The 16,627-nt window shown below is 63.1% G+C and carries 12 protein-coding genes; all 12 read right to left on the bottom strand.

Annotation, left to right across the window (positions count from 1 at the left end):
* Positions 1-13: 13 nt before the first annotated feature.
* On the bottom strand, positions 14-1,015 hold the full coding sequence (locus FQ192_RS16020) for a serine/threonine-protein kinase (protein WP_178129129.1): 1,002 nt from the start codon (positions 1,013-1,015) through the stop codon (positions 14-16).
* Complete coding sequence (locus FQ192_RS16015; protein ID WP_149659458.1) at positions 1,012-1,740, bottom strand: PP2C family serine/threonine-protein phosphatase; 729 nt, start codon at positions 1,738-1,740, stop codon at positions 1,012-1,014. The genes FQ192_RS16020 and FQ192_RS16015 overlap by 4 nt, the downstream gene beginning before the upstream one ends.
* Positions 1,740-5,279, bottom strand: coding sequence for a type VI secretion system membrane subunit TssM (tssM, locus tag FQ192_RS16010; protein WP_149659457.1), 3,540 nt, complete (start codon positions 5,277-5,279; stop codon positions 1,740-1,742). The genes FQ192_RS16015 and tssM overlap by 1 nt, the downstream gene beginning before the upstream one ends.
* Before the next feature lie 13 nt (positions 5,280-5,292).
* A complete protein-coding gene (icmH, locus tag FQ192_RS16005; protein WP_123515720.1) occupies positions 5,293-6,168 on the bottom strand; it encodes a type IVB secretion system protein IcmH/DotU in 876 nt (291 codons plus the stop codon).
* 5 nt (positions 6,169-6,173) lie between these two features.
* Positions 6,174-7,505, bottom strand: a complete 1,332-nt coding sequence (tssK, locus tag FQ192_RS16000; protein ID WP_133835362.1) for a type VI secretion system baseplate subunit TssK — start codon at positions 7,503-7,505, stop codon at positions 6,174-6,176.
* A gap of 2 nt (positions 7,506-7,507) precedes the next feature.
* Positions 7,508-8,008 (bottom strand): type VI secretion system lipoprotein TssJ, encoded by a 501-nt coding sequence (gene tssJ, locus FQ192_RS15995; protein ID WP_149659456.1) that lies wholly within the window; start codon positions 8,006-8,008, stop codon positions 7,508-7,510.
* Between the two features lie 5 nt (positions 8,009-8,013).
* Positions 8,014-9,210 carry a type VI secretion system-associated FHA domain protein TagH gene (gene tagH / locus FQ192_RS15990; protein ID WP_133835360.1) on the bottom strand — a complete coding sequence of 399 codons (1,197 nt, stop codon included), beginning with the start codon at positions 9,208-9,210 and terminating at the stop codon, positions 8,014-8,016.
* A gap of 17 nt (positions 9,211-9,227) precedes the next feature.
* The gene (locus FQ192_RS15985; protein ID WP_008030659.1) at positions 9,228-9,368 is read right to left on the bottom strand and encodes a hypothetical protein; all 141 of its coding nucleotides are present in this window, start codon (positions 9,366-9,368) and stop codon (positions 9,228-9,230) included.
* Between the two features lie 285 nt (positions 9,369-9,653).
* Positions 9,654-11,174 (bottom strand): sigma-54-dependent Fis family transcriptional regulator, encoded by a 1,521-nt coding sequence (locus FQ192_RS15975; protein ID WP_149659454.1) that lies wholly within the window; start codon positions 11,172-11,174, stop codon positions 9,654-9,656.
* Between the two features lie 10 nt (positions 11,175-11,184).
* Positions 11,185-13,839: a type VI secretion system ATPase TssH gene (tssH, locus tag FQ192_RS15970; RefSeq protein WP_149659453.1), complete on the bottom strand. Its 2,655-nt coding sequence runs from the start codon at positions 13,837-13,839 to the stop codon at positions 11,185-11,187.
* Positions 13,840-13,853: 14 nt separating this feature from the next.
* Positions 13,854-14,861, bottom strand: coding sequence for a type VI secretion system baseplate subunit TssG (gene tssG / locus FQ192_RS15965; RefSeq protein WP_149659452.1), 1,008 nt, complete (start codon positions 14,859-14,861; stop codon positions 13,854-13,856).
* Positions 14,825-16,612, bottom strand: coding sequence for a type VI secretion system baseplate subunit TssF (tssF, locus tag FQ192_RS15960; RefSeq protein ID WP_123515708.1), 1,788 nt, complete (start codon positions 16,610-16,612; stop codon positions 14,825-14,827). The genes tssG and tssF overlap by 37 nt, the downstream gene beginning before the upstream one ends.
* Positions 16,613-16,627: the final 15 nt, after the last annotated feature.

Genomic DNA, 16,627 nt, shown 5'->3' with positions numbered 1-16,627 from the left:
CGAGTGTCATCCGTTACGCCGAGAGACGCAGGCGTTGCAGCCAGGACGAGGTGGCGCCCATGGCGTCGCGTAGTTGAGCGGCGCTGACCGTACGATCAGCCGCGTTGAAGGTCAGCGCGTTGCGCAGGGCTGGCCAGCAGTGTTTCGGGAGGTTCTTGGGTGCGTGCAGTTCGCGCTCCAGACGTTCGTCGCGGGCCTGGGTCGAGGGCAAGCGGCGGAACGGGTGTTTGCCGCTCGCCAGTTCGTAGAGCACGCAGGCGACGCCATAGACGTCGGCGCTGGCGGTCAGCGGCTGGCCTTCGAGCAGTTCCGGGGCGGCGTAGCCGGGGGTCCAGGCGTTGAAGCGGCTGCGGCTCAGGTGCGGCAGGCCGGGCAAGATGCCCTCTTCGGCCTGGCCGAGGCCGAAGTCGAACAGGCGCACGCCCTCCTCGCTGAGCATCACGTTGCTTGGCTTCATGTCGCCGTGCAGCACGCCGCGAGCGTGGGCGTAGGCCAGCGCGTCGAGCAGCGGCAGCGCGATGTCGCGCAGTTCTTTCCACGGCAGGCCGGTGGGCCGCTCGCAGAGTAATTTGTCCAGGGTCAGCCCACGCATGAGTTCCATGGTGATGAAGGCGCGCTGGCAGTCGGTGTCGACTTCAAAGGTGTGGAAGCGCAGCACGTTGTCGTGGCGCAGGCGTCGGGTCAGGGCGAACTCGCTGTAGAGCAAGGCACTGGCGTCCGGCGATTCGGCAAATTCTTCGCTGAGGATTTTCAGCGCGATGTAAGGGTCGGGATCGCCGAACTGTTCGTTCAGCAAGTCCCGTGCGCGGTAAACCGCACCCATGCCACCGGCACCGAGCAGGCGCTCGATGCGGTAACGCCCGCCCAACACGTCGGGCAATTCGCCGACGCTGGCCCGTGTGGGCGCCAGTGCAGGTTCAGCCTGATGAGATTTGGCGAACGCAAAGTAGGTCAGGTTGTTGTCCTGCTCTTCGCTCACCAGCAGGTCGTCGATCGGTCGCATGAGTTCAGTCATTGGCGGATCACCACGGCAGTCAGATTGTCCCGGGCCGCGCCACGCAGAGCGCTGTCGAACAGACGCTCCAGCGCAACGTGCGGCGCGGTCAGGCTCAGGGCGTTGCCCAGGGCATCGCTGCTCAGGCCTTGGTACAAACCGTCGCTGCACAACAGGAACGTATCGCCGGGGTAAACCTCGAGTTCGAGCACGTCCAGCGTCAGCACATCGGCCGCCCCGACCGCACGGGTCAGGGCATGGGCCGAAGGATGGGCGCGGGCGTCTTCGAGGCTCATGTTTTGCTCGTCGATCAGTTGCTGTTGCAGCGAATGGTCCTTGGACAGCTGATACAAACGCTGGCCACGCCACAGATAGCAGCGGCTGTCGCCGGCCCAGATGCAGGCCGCGCGACTGCCTTCCACCAGCAGCGCCACCACGGTGCTACCCATGATGCTGTCGTGGCGCCCGGCGGTGACGGTCAACTCCTGACCCAAGCGGCGGTTGATCCAGTGCAAGCACTGGCGAATGCCCTTGAGTCGTTGGTCGAAGTCATCCTGCACCGGCAGTTCCGCCAGGCTGGCGACGATCAACTGGCTGGCAATGTCGCCAGCCTGATGACCGCCCATGCCGTCCGCGACCACCCACAGCCCCTGCTGTGGCGCGTCGAGGAAGGCATCTTCGTTGCGCGCCCGAACCTTGCCCGGATCGGTACGCGCAGCGCTGCGCCAGGAACTGGCAACCGCCATCAGAGTTGCACCGGCATACGGAAGGTCCGCAGCACGCCCATGTCGAACGGGTTCGGCGTGCGTTGGCTCGACAGCAGGTAGTTGGCGCGCAGGCCACCCACGTCCGCTTTGAGCACCAGCACGTCGCGACCGTTCAGGTACTCGGTCTGCATCAGGTCGAACAGACGGAACAGCGACCAAGGGCCGGTGTTCTTCTCGATACCAATCGGGCGGCCGGCCATTTTGTCGAGGACCAGGCTGGTGCGACCGTCTTCAGCATCGGTCGGCCATTTGAACGACACCGGCACGATCGGGCCGTGGCGGTATTCGATGGTCTTGTCGCCAAACTTGAACTCGGAACGGCTGACGGCCGGGTCGAGGGTGTACGGCTCCAGTTTGAATTGCACTTGCGGCTCGGCCGGGTTCTCGGCAAAGAAGCTCTGGCGAATGGTTTGCGCCGCCGCCATCTGGTCGAGGTAGACCTTGGAGATCGGCAGGCTGTGGCCATCGACGCTGCGCATGCGGTAGTTGCCCGGATCGCCGCTGACGAAGGGACGCATGTAGGTTTCGAAGAAGCGGTCGTTGATGCCTTGAGCCTTGAAGAACTCGCGGAAGTCGCTGATCGCCACGTCGCTGGTGCTGTGGGCGCTGAACGGATAACGCTTGTTGATCGCTTTGCCGTAGAAGCTGTACAGCTCGCTCTGATAACGCTGGTTCAGGTACTGGTAGGAATCGTTGAGCACCAGACGCCAGGTGTCTTCGGCCAACACGTTGAACCAGACACTGACCGGACGCGGCAAACGGTTGGACGCGTTGCGCAGGTTGCTCAGCGCATCACGCTGGCCACCCATGCGGGTCTTGGCCATTTCGAACGCGGCTTGCTCCGGCGAACTGGCGCGGGCCAGGCTGGCCACTTGCAGTTGCAGGTCGTTGAGCGCGGTCAGCGCCGGGGTCAAATCAGCGGCCGGGCCGTTGTTGTCATCCAGCAAGCGGTGCAGCGGTTCGAAGCGCCGTTGCAGGGATTTCTTCGCGGTGTCCGGCAGGTTTTTGGTCGCCGCCATGTCCGAGGCTTTGTCCGCGGCAGCAGCCGCCAGTTTGCCGACTTTGCCCAACTTGCCCTTCTGATCAGCCAGTGCGCCAGCCGCATCCGCCGCTTGATCAACCGGATCGGCTTCTGCCGGGAACCGGGTGTTCTCGCGCACTTCCACCAGCAGTTGCAGGACTGGGGAGTTGGCCGAGGTCAGGCCCGCCAGTTGCTCGGCGCCCTCGCTGAAATCGCTGATCGGTGGCAGGGCAACCTGGCCCACCGCTTCACTCCAGAAGTTGGCGTAGTCGCGGAAGTACAGTTGCTCCAGTTCGACCATCAGGCGACGCAAGTCCATGCCGCTGATGCCCGAGCCTTCGCCCAGCACCCAGTTGTCGCGCAGGATATCGGTGACCAACGCCGAGCCCTGGATCGAGAAGTACTGCTGATAACCCTGCTGGGTGTAGAAGCCCGGGATCACGTAGTCCGTGCCGACAAACAGCGCCGCTTGCGGGCCCATGTGTTGGCTCAGACGGTATTCCGGCAGGTTGCGGGCCTGCTCGCGCAGCATCCGGTAAACCACGTTGGCCAGGGACTCGCTGCGCAAGACCTGACGGGCCTGGGCCACCAGTTGATCGTTGAGCGGGTAGATAAACGGCTGCTGCAACAAGCGCTCGAAGTGCGTGTTCAAACCGTTCTGCACCGCGGTGTTACCGGCGTAACGCGTGGACCAGTCGGTGGCGACCCAATCCTTGAGCCAGCCTGCATCGCGGCGATCCTTCATGTTCAGCATCAGGTACGCGCGCAGGCTGTTGAGCAAGCGCTCGCGGTCCTGCATGTTGGCGCGGATCTGCCCTTCGAGCAGGGTCGCGACCCGTGGCAACAGTTGAGCTTGAAGCTCACGCTCATAGGCAGCCTTGACCACCGGATTAGACTCTTCGCCCTGATACAGACCGCCGCGCTCGTGGTAACTCACATCACCCTTGTTCGGGAAGACCTGAGTCGCCGCATAGCTGGTGTCGAGGGTCTTGAGCACGGCCATGGAGTCGTCACGCGCGGTCAGTGCCGAGCGCGATTGCGTCCAGTTTTGTGCCAGGTTGCGCAGGCTTTCCAGGCGCTCGTAGTTGGCCGAGAATCCACCGGCCCACAGGATGCCGAACAGCGCCAATGCCGCCAGCGCCCCCACGTACAAGGCACGCTGGCCCCAGTGGATGCGGCTGCGCTCGCGCTTGTCCAGGCCCGCCAGATCAGCTTCCGGGAAAATCACGCGGCTGAGCAAATGGTGGATGAAGCGCGAACGGCCACTGCGCAGGGTCGGCAGCACGCCGGCATTCAGCCCCAGATTGGCGCCGATGCCGGCGGTGGTCTGGTCCATTTCCTGGGTCAGGTGCGGTGCGCTGGTCAGGTAGAAACCACGCAACTGGCTGACACGCTGGTAGCGGTTGCCGGTAAACGCCATGTCGACGAACAGGCACAGGCGCTCGCCGATCTGCCCCAGTTGATGCGGGAAGTCGAGGATGCGGCCACGGCGCTGAGTGTCGCGCTCCTGGTGCATGCGCATGATCACTTGGCTGTTCAGGCGACGCAGCAGCTCTTCGAACTCGGCGCGCAGCACGGCGACATCGGTACCGCTCTGCTCTTTGCGGAAGCTGGTGCCGAGCACCTGATCGCTTTCTTCGCGGGTCAGTTGATCGAAGAACTCGTCGAAGCCGAGCAGGCGATCAGCCTTGCTCAATACGAGATAGATCGGCACGTCGACGTGCAGTTTCTGATGCACCTCTTGCAGACGGGCACGCACCTGGCGCGCCAGAGTGTCGAGGTCCTGCTCACTGCCGCCCAGCAGGGTTTCCACCGGAATGGTCACCAGCACGCCGTTCAACGGACGGTTGCGACGACGCTTGCGCAGCAGGTCGAGCAAGGTGTTCCAGGCGCTGCCATCGACCTCTTGATCCGGCTGGGTCAGGTAGCGGCCAGCGGTGTCGATCAGTACGCCGTGGTCGGCGAAGTACCAGTCGCAATGACGGGTGCCGAGGGTGTCGCGGGTCAGTTTGCGGTCGATCTTGTTGATCGGAAACTCAAGGCCCGAGAAGTCCAGCAGACTGGTCTTGCCGCTGCCCTGTGGACCGATCAGCAAGTACCAGGGCAAATCACTGCGCCAGCGCTCACTGCGACCGCGATACAGGCTCGAGGTCTTCAGGGTTTTCAGCGCGTCTTTGAAGCGCACCTTCAACTCTTTCTGCTCTTCGTCGATCAGCTCTTCACGGCGGATACGATCCTGGCCGTCTTCGGTGTCTTCGATGGCTTTCTTGCGCACACCGGCGCGCCAGCTGACGAAGACCATGGTCAGGCCCCAGATCAGGAACAGCACACTGATGGTCAGCAAGCGGGAGGTCGAACCTTCCCAGAACTTGTAGTCATCCACCGCCAGCAGCGGCCCGACGAACCACACCAGCAGCGCGAGGAACAGCACCACCAGCAAGGTCCAGACCCAGGTCTTGCGCAAGAATGCGCCGACTTTCTTGAAAAACTTTTTCATCACACGTCCCTGTTTACGGCTGCGACTGCGGCTGGACCGCGGCCGGATCTAGCTGCTGATAAGGTTGCAGAACGGTTTCGCGTTGTTCGCCCAGTACCCAGGCAAAACCCGAATACATCACCACCAGGCAGACCACGGTGAACAGCACCACCATCCACGCCGGCACGATGCGCACCAGGCTGCGGCGTTGATCGTTCAGGCCTTCCCAATGGGGTGACAGCTCACGTGGCACGTCGCCGCGCAGTTGACGGATCTGACGATACAAGGCGTCGCGGATGCCTTCGAGCTCGAGCATGCCGCGGGCTTGCACCCGGTACTTGCCTTCGAAGCCCAGGGACAGGCACAGGTACATCAGCTCCAGCATCGGCAAGTGCTTGACCGGGTTTTTCGACAGGCGATCCAGCAGCTGGAAGAACTTCTCGCCGCCGAAGGTTTCGTTGTGGAAGCTGCTGAGCAAGCTCATCTGCGACCACTCGCTTTCGTTGCCCCACGGCGTGGTCACGACGGCTTCGTCGACCACGGTACAGAGCACGTAACGGGCGGCCATCACCTGGCTGCTTTCGGCGCCGTTGTGCAGCGCGCGCACTTCAAACAGCTTCAGTGCGGAGGTCAGACGCTCGTTGAGCGCGTACATGTCTTCGCGGGTGTCGCTGTGCTTGAGGCGCACCACTTCCGACAACAGGTCGGAGGCGGCGGCCACCAGCGAATTGAGGCTGATGTTGAACGCTTCGGCCGGGCGCAGCCGCGCGGCGTAGATCATGCGTTCTTCGAGCTGTTCGAAACGCGGTGGCGCGGCGAAGTCTGTCAGCGGACTCGAAGCAGGGCCGTGGCCCTGGCGGTCGAGCAGGACGGTTTTATCGTCCTGGTTGTATTCCGTGTCCTTGATCATGTCGGTCAGTTCCTGATGGCCCAGAATTTCAGTTCAAGCTCGGCGAATTCGCCGGACACGTGGAACGCGAAGCCGCCGGAGCGCTCGAGTTGCGCCAGGTCTTCGGAACTGAGTTCGAGGATGAAATAGGTTTTGTTGGAGTGGAACGCGATCTGCCGCGGGGCCACCGGCAACGGTTTGACCTTGATGCCTGGCAGATGCAGGTTGACCAGTTGGCGGATGCGCTCCACCGGGCCGACCTTGAGGTGCGCCGGCAAGCGGTGGCGCAGTTCTTCGGAGTCGCAGTTGGCACTGGCCGCGAGCACGAACGAGGCCGAGCCCAACAGTTTGTGGTCGTGCAACGGCGAGACGATGATCCCGTACTGACGCGCTTGCAGCACCAGCTCGATGGCGTGCTGTTCGAGCACCATCGACAGCACCTGACGAATCGCTTCCATCAGTTTGCGAAAGCTCGCGCCCTGGTCGCTGTGCTGGTAACGGCTGTCCAGGCGCGGGCGTTTGCTGTCGCTGGAGAAGGTCGCCAAATCACCGAGCATGGTCAGCAGCGTGCGGTACAACTCTTCCGGGTGAACCTGCTCCAGGCCCAAGTAGTGGCGCAGCAACAGTTCGGTGCGGTTGATCAGTTGCAGCATCATGAAGTCGCCGACTTCCGCGCCACCGACCTTGCCATTGGAACGGATCCGGTCGGCGATGGTGTCGCCCCGGTGGCCGAGCATGCTGATCACTTCTTTGAGGCACGACAGCAGGTAGCTGGAGGAATGCGCCTGGATGTAAGTCGGCACGAAGTCCGGGTCGAGGCTGATCACGCCGTCGGGCGTGGTGTCGAGCACTTCGCAGATCTTCAGCTTCACGTAAGCCTGGTCGCTCTGCTGCTCGCCGAGCAACAGTTTGAAGTCCGGACGGGCGCAACTGACCTGGCTGGCGGAGTCGTCGCCGGCATTGGAGTCGGCGACTTCCGCTTCATACGCGGTGTAGCGCGCCAGCACGTCGGATTGCTCCGGGCGGCGGGCTTCGATGTGGTTGCCCGTGACCAGCGGCAGCGCCAGGTAAATCGGCGTGTTGCCGGTGTTCGGCGGTACGTCGAGCGCCAGCGGCTCGGTGTTGCCGCCCAGTTCGAACAGGCTGCCGTCCGGCAGGATCCCCGAGGCCTGGCTGATCACCAGTTTGCCCATGTTCAGGAACTGCAAGTCGATGTCCAGGTTCAGGAAGCCCCAGGTGTAACTGCCCAGCAACTGGGTGCGGGTCTTCATCTGGTGGTCGTAGTAACGATCGTTGTGCTGGAAGTGCTGCGGACGCAGCAGCATGCCTTCCTGCCAAATGACTTTATGGGAGTTCATGATCAGTCAACCGCCTTGGCGAGCGTTTCATTGGTGTTGCGGATGCCGGCCTGGTCGAGAGTCAGGTCAGCCTCGGTGAGTTCCACCGGGGTGACTTGCACCGTGTAGCGCCATTTGGTTTCCGGCAGGTCGCGGTAGGCCGCGAGGACGCCCACGTAACGGCTGCCCTCCTCCACGCTGAGCTTGAGGTCCACGGATTCGCCCGGACGCAGTTCCAGCTCTTCGGTGGCGACCAGGTCCGGGGCCAGGGATTCCTTGGCGCGTTCGTACAGGCTGAAGAAGTCAGCGTTTTCGAAGGTCACCGGGTGCTTGAGCTCAAACAGGCGCACCACGATCGGCGACGGGCGCCCATTGAGGTCCGGGTTCAGTTGATCGCTGGCGGTCAGCTTCAGGTTGAGCTTGGTCACGGTGGAATACGGCGACAGCGACGAGCAGCCGGCCAGCAGCACCAGGGCCGTCAGCGCCGTCAGCGTCTTGAAAAAAGCGGTCGAGCAGCGAGACATGCGCATCATCCTTGGTGGTCGGTGTGTAGGGTGGAAATCAGGCGGATCTGTTCTTCGTAAGCCTGGGCAAAGTCCCGGGCCAGCAAGCGTTCGCTCCAGTCATCGTCCTGGCGCAGGGCCTGGTGATAACGGCCGTAGGCTCTCCAGCGACTGCCGGAAGTGGCCAGGATCGGCTTGTTGTCGCGTTCGAAACGCAAGGTCAACTGCTCGGGCGAGAAGTGTTCCAGAGTGCCGCGAACCGCCGCACGGCTGGCGGTCAGCAACGCCACTTGGTGCGCCTGCAAATCGCGGAACGAGCGGGAGATCGCCTGCTCGGCCGGCATCTGCCCCGGTTTGTTTGGCTGCAGCAGAATCTCCAGCGCTTCACCCGGATCCACGGCAAATTTCAGCGGATTTTTCTGGTTGCCCTGAACCAGGGTCTGGGCCAGGCGCAGTTCGTTCTTCAACTCGCTACGGGTGCGCAGGCTCTGTTGCAGGCCGCCGACGCTTTGGCGCAACAGGCGCGCAGCGTGCAGCGCCAGGGCTTCGCGGGCGTCGTGGTCGAGGCCTTTAAGGTCCACGCCCAGGGCGGCACCGAAGTGTTCCCAGAAACCGTCGCTCTGACGCTCGACGGCTTTCGGCGGCGGGGCTGGCGCCGGTTCGACCGGGGCGTCGATCAGCTCCGGCACCATCAGGCTTTCCATGTCGATACGCGCGTAATCGGCGCGTTGACGGGTGTCCTCTGGCGCGTTGCGCGGGGAGATCAGTTCGTCGATTTCCGAGTACACGCGTTCCTGCTGGTCGAGGGCGTTCATCGGGTCGAGGTCGAGGAACGCATCGTCAGGAATGATGCTGCCCGCGGCCTGTGGACGGCCGACTTCGACGTCGAACGTCGCCGGGTCGCGCACCAGGCGCGCGCGGATCTCAAAGTCACCCAGCACGTAGGTGCTGCCGTGTTCGATACGCACCGCTTCGCCCTTGCGCAGGCGCGCGCCGCTCTGCCCGTCCTGAACACCGTTGCTGCTGGTGTCGGTCAGGAAGAAAGTGCCTTCGCGGTAGCTGATGTCCACATGGTGGTTGGACAGGTGACGCTTGCGGTCCGGGATGATCCAGTCGCAATCCTCGCCCCGGCCAATCACGCCACCGGCCTGCTTGAAGGTCTTCTGGCACAAATCCGTGGGCACGAACTGCTTGGTGTTCAGCATTTCGAAAACCAGTTCCATGATGATGCTCCTTGCGGTCACTTGCCGCGATTGACCGCCTGCGGATCACCCAATGGGCGATAGGTGTTGTCGTTGAATTTGTAATTGCCGCTGCAGCCGCCGAGGCCGCATAGAACGACGAGGGTCAGCAGGACGGCTTGCCAGTGACGAACAGACATCAGAGGGACTCCAGAGGTAGACAAAGTACAAAGCGCCGACCCTTACGGGTGGCGCTGTCAGAAGCGAATAAGGTGAAGCCAAGGGCTCTGGCACAAGGCCTCTGTGGCGAGGGAGCTTGCTCCCGCCCGGCTGCGAAGCAGTCGTAAAACAGCAGACGCGGTTTGACTGACACACCGCGTCGCAGAGTTTTGGGGCTGCTGCGCAGCCCAGCGGGAGCAAGCTCCCTCGCCACAGGGAATTCGCAAGCCACAGGTGGCGTTCCAATCCGAGTCCAGACGTTGAGATCAGCCATCGAAATCACCCAAATTGATATTCAAGCGCCCAAGGCGATACAGCAGCGTGCGGCGCGGCAGCCCGAGTTCTCGGGCGGCGAGCGTCTGGTTGCCGTCGTTCTTGCGCAGGCAATCGAGCAGCAGGCTGCGTTCGACCTGCTCCAGGCGTTCACGCAGGTTCAAGCCGCTGTTGTCTTCGGGCATGGCTTCCATGCGCAGGGAGAAATGCTCGGCCAGCAACTCGCCGCCCTCGCACAGCAGCACCGCGCGTTCGACCAGGCCTTTGAGTTCGCGCACGTTGCCGGGGAAGGCGTAACCGGACAGGTGATCCAGCGCCGCCTCGGACCAACGCACCGCATCGCGCTGCAAGAACGCGCAGGCCTTTTCGGCGAAGTGCCGGGCCAGGTCGAGGATGTCGCCTTCGCGCTGACGCAGGGCCGGCAACTCGATCGGGAATTGCGCGAGGCGGTAGTACAAGTCCTCGCGGAATTTGCCTTCGCTGACCAGCACCGCCAGATCCCGGTGGGTCGCGGCGATGATGCGCACGTCGATCTTGTGCGTGTCGTTGGAACCCAGCGGCCGGATCTCGCCTTCCTGCAACACGCGCAACAGCTTGGCTTGCAGGGACAGCGGCATGTCGCCGATTTCATCCAGCAGCAAGGTCCCGCCGTTGGCCGCGTCGAACAGCCCGGCGCGGTCGCGATCAGCGCCGGTGAAGGCGCCTTTGCGGTAGCCGAACAGCTCGCTTTCCAGCAGGTTCTCGGGGAACGCCGCGCAGTTCTGCACGATGAACGCCTGGGAACGGCGCGGCCCGCAATCGTGAATCGCCCGCGCGACCACTTCCTTGCCGGTGCCGGTTTCGCCGCGCAGCAGCACGGTGTACGGGCTGTGCAGGACTTTGCTGATCAGCGAATAGGTCTGGCGCATGGCCGCACTTTTGCCGATCAAGCCATAACCGCTGACACTCGGAGCACCGCGATTGACCGGCGCGGCGGCATTGGCAGGCTGACGCAGGCGTTGCAGCAGATGCAATTGGCCGAGCACGAACGACCCCAGTTGCCCAAGGGAATCGGCAAAGCCTTGCAGGGCGATGTGCCGGGGGCTGGCGCACAGCAGCAAGCCTTCGACAGCCTTCTGCTGATTGACCAGCGGCACGCACAACAGCGATTGCCACGGCGTGGCCTGCAGCGGCAGAAAACTGGTTTCGTGCAGGCTGCCGCTCAACTCGCTGAGGCACACCACGCGGTTCTGGCACAGGGCGAATTGCAGCAGTTGCTCACCGGTGTAATCCGCCGGCATGCTCGCCGCGCCTTGCAGTTGCAGGGTGCCATTGAGGCACTCGGCGTTCATGCCCAGGCAAGTGTGGGTCGCGTCCAACAGGTACAACTGGGTCAACTCGCAACCGCTGAGTTCGGCCAAACCGCGCACGAAGTCACCCAGCAGCGCAGCACCGTCCGCTGCCCGCGACAGGCTGGCGAACTGCGCCAGCAAGGCTTCGGCATAGACCAGTGGTTGCGGCACTTGAGTGAACATCACACCCACCTCAGGCGAACTCGCAAATCACGCTGGCGTTGCCGTCGAGCGTTGCGTGAACGCGCTTGAGGCTCTCACCGGTGGCCATCGCATCGAGCAAGCGGTCGGCTACCAGCGGCAGCACGTGCAGGTCCAGCAGATGGTCGATCAGACGCGCGCCGCTGTCGCTTTGGGTGCAGCGTTCGGACAGGTGATCGACGAGGTTCTGGCACCAGGTGAATTCCAGCTGACGACGGTTCAAACGCTCGCCCAGACGACCGAGTTTGATCTCGATCAGCTCGCGCAGCACCGGGCCGCCCACCGGGAAGTAAGGGATCACGCGCATCCGTGCCAGCAGTGCCGGTTTGAAGTGTTTGCTCAGCACCGGGCGAATGGTTTCTTCGAGCACTTCGGCCGATGGCCGCTCGCCGTTTTCGCAGAGGTCGGCGATCAAATCGCTGCCCAGGTTCGAGGTCATCAGGATCAACGTATTGCGGAAGTCGATCTCGCGCCCTTCGCCGTCGTTGGCCACGCCTTTGTCGAAGATTTGGTAGAACAGGTTGAGCACGTCCGGGTCGGCTTTTTCGACTTCATCGAGCAACACCACAGAGTACGGTTTCTGCCGCACGGCTTCGGTGAGCATGCCGCCCTCGCCGTAGCCGACGTAGCCTGGCGGTGCACCGATCAGGCGCGACACGGTGTGCTTCTCCTGGAACTCGGACATGTTGATGGTGGTGATAAAGCGATCACCGCCGTACAGCAAATCGGCGAGGGCCAGCGCGGTTTCGGTCTTGCCGACGCCGCTCGGGCCGACCAGCAGGAACACGCCGACTGGAGCATCGGGTTTGTTCAGGCCGGCAGCGGTGGCGCGCATCGAGCGATCCAGCGCGTGGACGGCTTGTTCCTGACCACGGATGCGCACGCGCAGGTCGGTGGCGAAGCTTGCGACCTTGGCGTTGTGCTCGCGGGCCAGTTGCGCCAAGGGCACGCCGGTCCAGGCGCTGATCACTTCAGCCACCAGACGCGGGCAGACTTCGAAGCTCACCAGCCGCTCTTTGACTTGCAGTGCCGTCAGGGTTTTGTGGGTGTCGTTAAGCGCGGCTTCCAGGGACGCGACGCTTTGCGTTTCATCCACCGGCACTTCGAGGGTTTCGATCACGGTGCCTTCGGCGTCTTCTTCAACCGTGACGGTGGGCTCAACGGCGACCGCGACCCGGGCCTTGGCCAATTGCTGACGCAGATCCAGCAGGCGCTCGGCGAGTTCTTTCTGTTCGGTCCACAGGGCTTCCAGCGCGACGCTTTCGTCCTCGGCTTCTTCCAGGCGAGCTTCCAGAGCCTCCAGCGCTTCGTGGTCGATCAGCAGACCGGCTTCGGCATCACGGCGCAGGGCCTGACGCTGACGGCCACCTTCAGCCAGTTCGCCACGCAGGCGCTCCAGGCTTTCCGGGGCGGCGGCGAGGCTGATGCGGACGCGGGCGCAAGCGGTGTCGAGCACGTCCACAGCCTTGTCCGGCAGTTGACGACCGGCAAGGTAACGGGCGGACAGTTCGGCCGCTGCAACCACCGCGTCATCGCGCAGGTAGATGCCGTGGCTCTTCTCGTAGACCTGAGCCAGGCCACGCAGGATGGTCACCGCTTCGCTGACGGTCGGTTCGTGCAGTTGCACCGGTTGGAAACGACGGGCCAGGGCCGGGTCTTTCTCGAAGTACTTCTTGTACTCCGCCCACGTGGTGGCGGCGATGGTGCGCAACTCGCCACGGGCCAGGGCTGGCTTGAGCAGGTTGGCCGCGTCGGAACCACCGGCATTGCCGCCCGCGCCGATCAGGGTGTGGGCTTCGTCGATGAAGATGATGATCGGTTTTGGCGAGGCTTTGACTTCGTCGATCACGCCTTTGAGGCGACGCTCGAATTCACCTTTGACGCTGGCACCGGCCTGCAACAGGCCCATGTCCAGGGACAGCAACTCGACGCCTTTCAACACTTGCGGCACTTCACCGGCCGCAATGCGCGAGGCCAGGCCTTCGACGATCGCGGTTTTACCGACGCCGGCTTCACCGACCACGATCGGGTTGTTTTTGCGCCGACGGGCGAGGATGTCGATCATCTGGCGGATCGCGCCATCGCGGCACAGCACCGGGTCGAGTTTGCCGTCGCGGGCCTGTTGGGTCAGGTTGTGGGTGAAGCGCTCCAGCAGGGATTCCCCCGGCACGGCGGATTTGCCAGTGGCCGGTTGTTCTTTCTGGGACAAAGCAAATTCTTTCAGGCGGTCGATGTTCAGTTTGGCCAGCAATGCCTGGTAGCGGCTGCCGGCGTAGCGCATCGGATTGCGCAGCAGCGCGAGGATCAACGCCGCTTGCTCGACCTGGGTCTGGCCCAGTTCAAGGTTGGCCACCAGCAAGGCGTCTTGCAGCCATTGCACCAGTTCCGGGGCGAACACCGGGTTGCGCGAGGCGCTGTGCTCGACCCGCGATTGCAGGGCGGCGCTCAGTTCTCCGGCATCCACTTCGGCATCTTGCAGCGCGCGTGCGAGCAGGCCATTGGGACGCTCCAGCAAGCCCAGCAGCAGGTCTTCGACGAGGATCTTGCTGCCGCCACGGGCGACGCAGCGTTCGGCCGAGCTTTCCAGGTCACGGCGGGTTTCGGCGTCCAGCGCCTGAATCAGTTGTTGCAGGTCTACGTTGCTCATTTAGTCATCTGTCCTTAATGAATTTTGCTGCCGAGGGTCACCACGCCGTCCGCTTTTTCGCGGCCGAGCCAACTGGTCCACCCCAGGCGACAGGCGTTCTGCTCACCGATGCGCAGTTCGCGGATTTCTTCCTGGCGCAGCACCAGGCGAATGTCGTAATCGAGCGGGTCACGCAGGGTGAACCGCACCAGCGCGCACAACGGCTGGTAGCCGAAACCGATGGGCAGGAATTCGTGAAAACGCAGCCAGTCGAGTTCGCGGATGTGAATGCGGAACTTGCCACTGCGGTCGCGCACGTGCTCGCCGAGGACCAGGTCTTCGCCGAGCATGCTGTTGGCGCGGCCCAAACGATTGCGCTGCTCGTCGAGGATTTCCACGCGGCGCTCGATGCACTGCTCGATGGTCAGTTCGGCGTGTTTGAAGTAGTACCGCAGCACCGCTTCGATCAACGCCGCCGAGTGCGCGCGCAAGCTGAGCAGGCCGAGGTACGGCAGCAGGCGTTTCCAGTTCAGTTCCTTGGCCTTGCGGATCTCTTCGCCGCCCAGACCGATCAACGCAAACAACTGCGCGGAGAACGGGTCAAGCGCCCCGCTCTCGAAGCTCGCGCGGTAGCGGTACTTGCGCCAGATCGGCAGCATCAGCCGTTGCAGGCGATGGTGGAACAGGTCGAGGAAGTTGCGTGTCGGGTTGCCGTCTTCGCTGTCGCCCAGGGCTTGTTCGCCGTAGAACGCCGGCAGCGGCGAACCCGAGCCGACCAGGCCGATCAGGTTGAAACGCATACGCGCGCGCAGGTGCCCGTGCTCGGTGAAAAACTCCACGCGATCAACGTCACTGCCAGGGAAACCCAGGCTCGGGTTGGCCTGGAATTCCAGCTGGTCGTACAAGTCGTCCTGGCTCAGGTGCGGGTGGGCCTCCCGCAGCCGGTCAACCACCAGCAGCACGGCCTGAAACAGCGAGTACTCGCGTATTCCTCGGGTCAGCCCGCTTAAAGCAGCGGCTGAAGGCCCATACGTGGTGTCCATTGGTACACCTCTCCCTGTGTGCTTTTTACGCGCAACTCGTGGTACGAATTGAGACTGGCGTAAAGCGCGAAAAACTCGTTAAGAACCGAAGCGAAAACGAACAGGTCGCCTTCGCCGATATACCCTTCCGGGTCGATGGTCAGCTCGGTGCGCAACCCGCGTACCGGCAACCCTCGGTGCAATCTGTCCACGTGCTGGTGCTTGATCGACTTGAGCCCGCCCAGCAGGCGTTTGCTGACTTTTTCGGCGTGTTGGTCGTAGTAGCGCGGCAGGTCGTAGGTTTCGAGAATCACCTTCAGCGCGTTGACGTCGGCCAGCGACAGGTAGTTAAGCGACATGTTGCTGATCAGCTTCCACAGGAAGTCACGGTTCAGCGGCGGCGCGTAACTGGGCGTGGCCGGGGTGATGTTGCGGAAACTCAGGAACTCCGGCGTCTCTTCGCAGGCCTGGCTGATGTCGCCGAGCTTGAGCTTGCGCGGCAGGTTCTGGTTGGTGCACATCAGCTCGATCGACAGGGTTTCGTGGGCTTCGGTGTGGCGGATGCCGAAGCTCAGGTAGGTGTCGAGGCCGTTGTGCAACGAGGACGAACGCTGGCGGATGCTGTAGTGCGGACGGCTGTTGGGCACGTCGAAACTCGGGTCGTGCTCGAAGGATTCGAACGGCACGTATTCCTGATAACCGAGGCCGCCCGGCTTCCAGCCCGTGACCGTTTCGACGGAGAACACGCCACAGTTTTCCAGGTCGTATTCCGCCGGCAGCAGCAGGTATTCGTCCTGTTTGCCATCGAGGCGGATCGGCAACGCATCGTGCTTGAACAGGTTGACGATGGGCGTGCAGTAGAGCTTCACGTTGTCCAGGGTCGGGCGCAGGCGCTGGATGCCGCTCTTGCGAATGTCGAAGCGCAATTCGAGGCCGCGCACTTGCTTGAGGGTGTCTTCCGGCAGCGCCTTGAGCAGGTCGAGGCCGTTGATGTCGACGAACAGGAATTTGTCCTGGAAGGCGAAATACTCTTGCAGGTAGCGGTAGCCGCGGAAGGTGTTCAGCGGATACGGGATCAGCGCTTCTTCTTCGGCAAACCCCACCGGCTGCACGCGGTCGCCCGGCATCTTGAACGCCATCGGCGTGCCGTTGACGCCATTGATGGGTTTGCCGGCGCCGTCGAGCGGGATCAGCTCGATGCCTTCGAGGTTGCGCAGCAGGCTCAAGTAGAGCATCTGGCTGATGTAGCGCTCGCCGGCAAAGTGCAGGCGCAAGCGGCTCAGTTCCAGCTCTCCGAGGTGGCCGTCGGCGCTCATCTCCAGCCGCAGGCTCAACAGCGAACCGTCGCCCTTCACCGAGTAATTCAGCGCAGCGAGGTCCAGCGGCAGGACTTCGGTCGGGTAGCAGGTGCGGAAGCGGCAGCGCACGTCGTCGATCGGTACGCTTTCCACCGGTGTGTCGCGCTCGACCATCAACGCCGGCCCGGAACGCTTCAGCGGGTCAAACTGCAAGATGCTGAACGCCGGCAGCGGCCGCATGTAGTTGGGCCACAGCAGGTGCATCAGCGAATGGCTGAGTTCCGGCAACTCGTCATCGAGCTTCTGGCGCAGGCGCCCGGTCAGGAAAGCGAAGCCCTCGAGCAACCGCTCCACGTCCGGATCCCGCCCGGCCTGGCCCAGGAAAGGCGCCAACGCCGGGCTACGCTCGGCGAATCGACGACCCAACTGGCGAAGTGCGGTGAGTTCGCTTTGGTAGTAGTGGTTAAAGGACACGGGTTACCTGCCTGG

The organism is Pseudomonas sp. ANT_J12, assembly GCF_008370045.1.
Classification (GTDB): Bacteria; Pseudomonadota; Gammaproteobacteria; order Pseudomonadales; family Pseudomonadaceae; genus Aquipseudomonas.
This window is presented reverse-complemented; position numbering and strand designations above follow the sequence as displayed.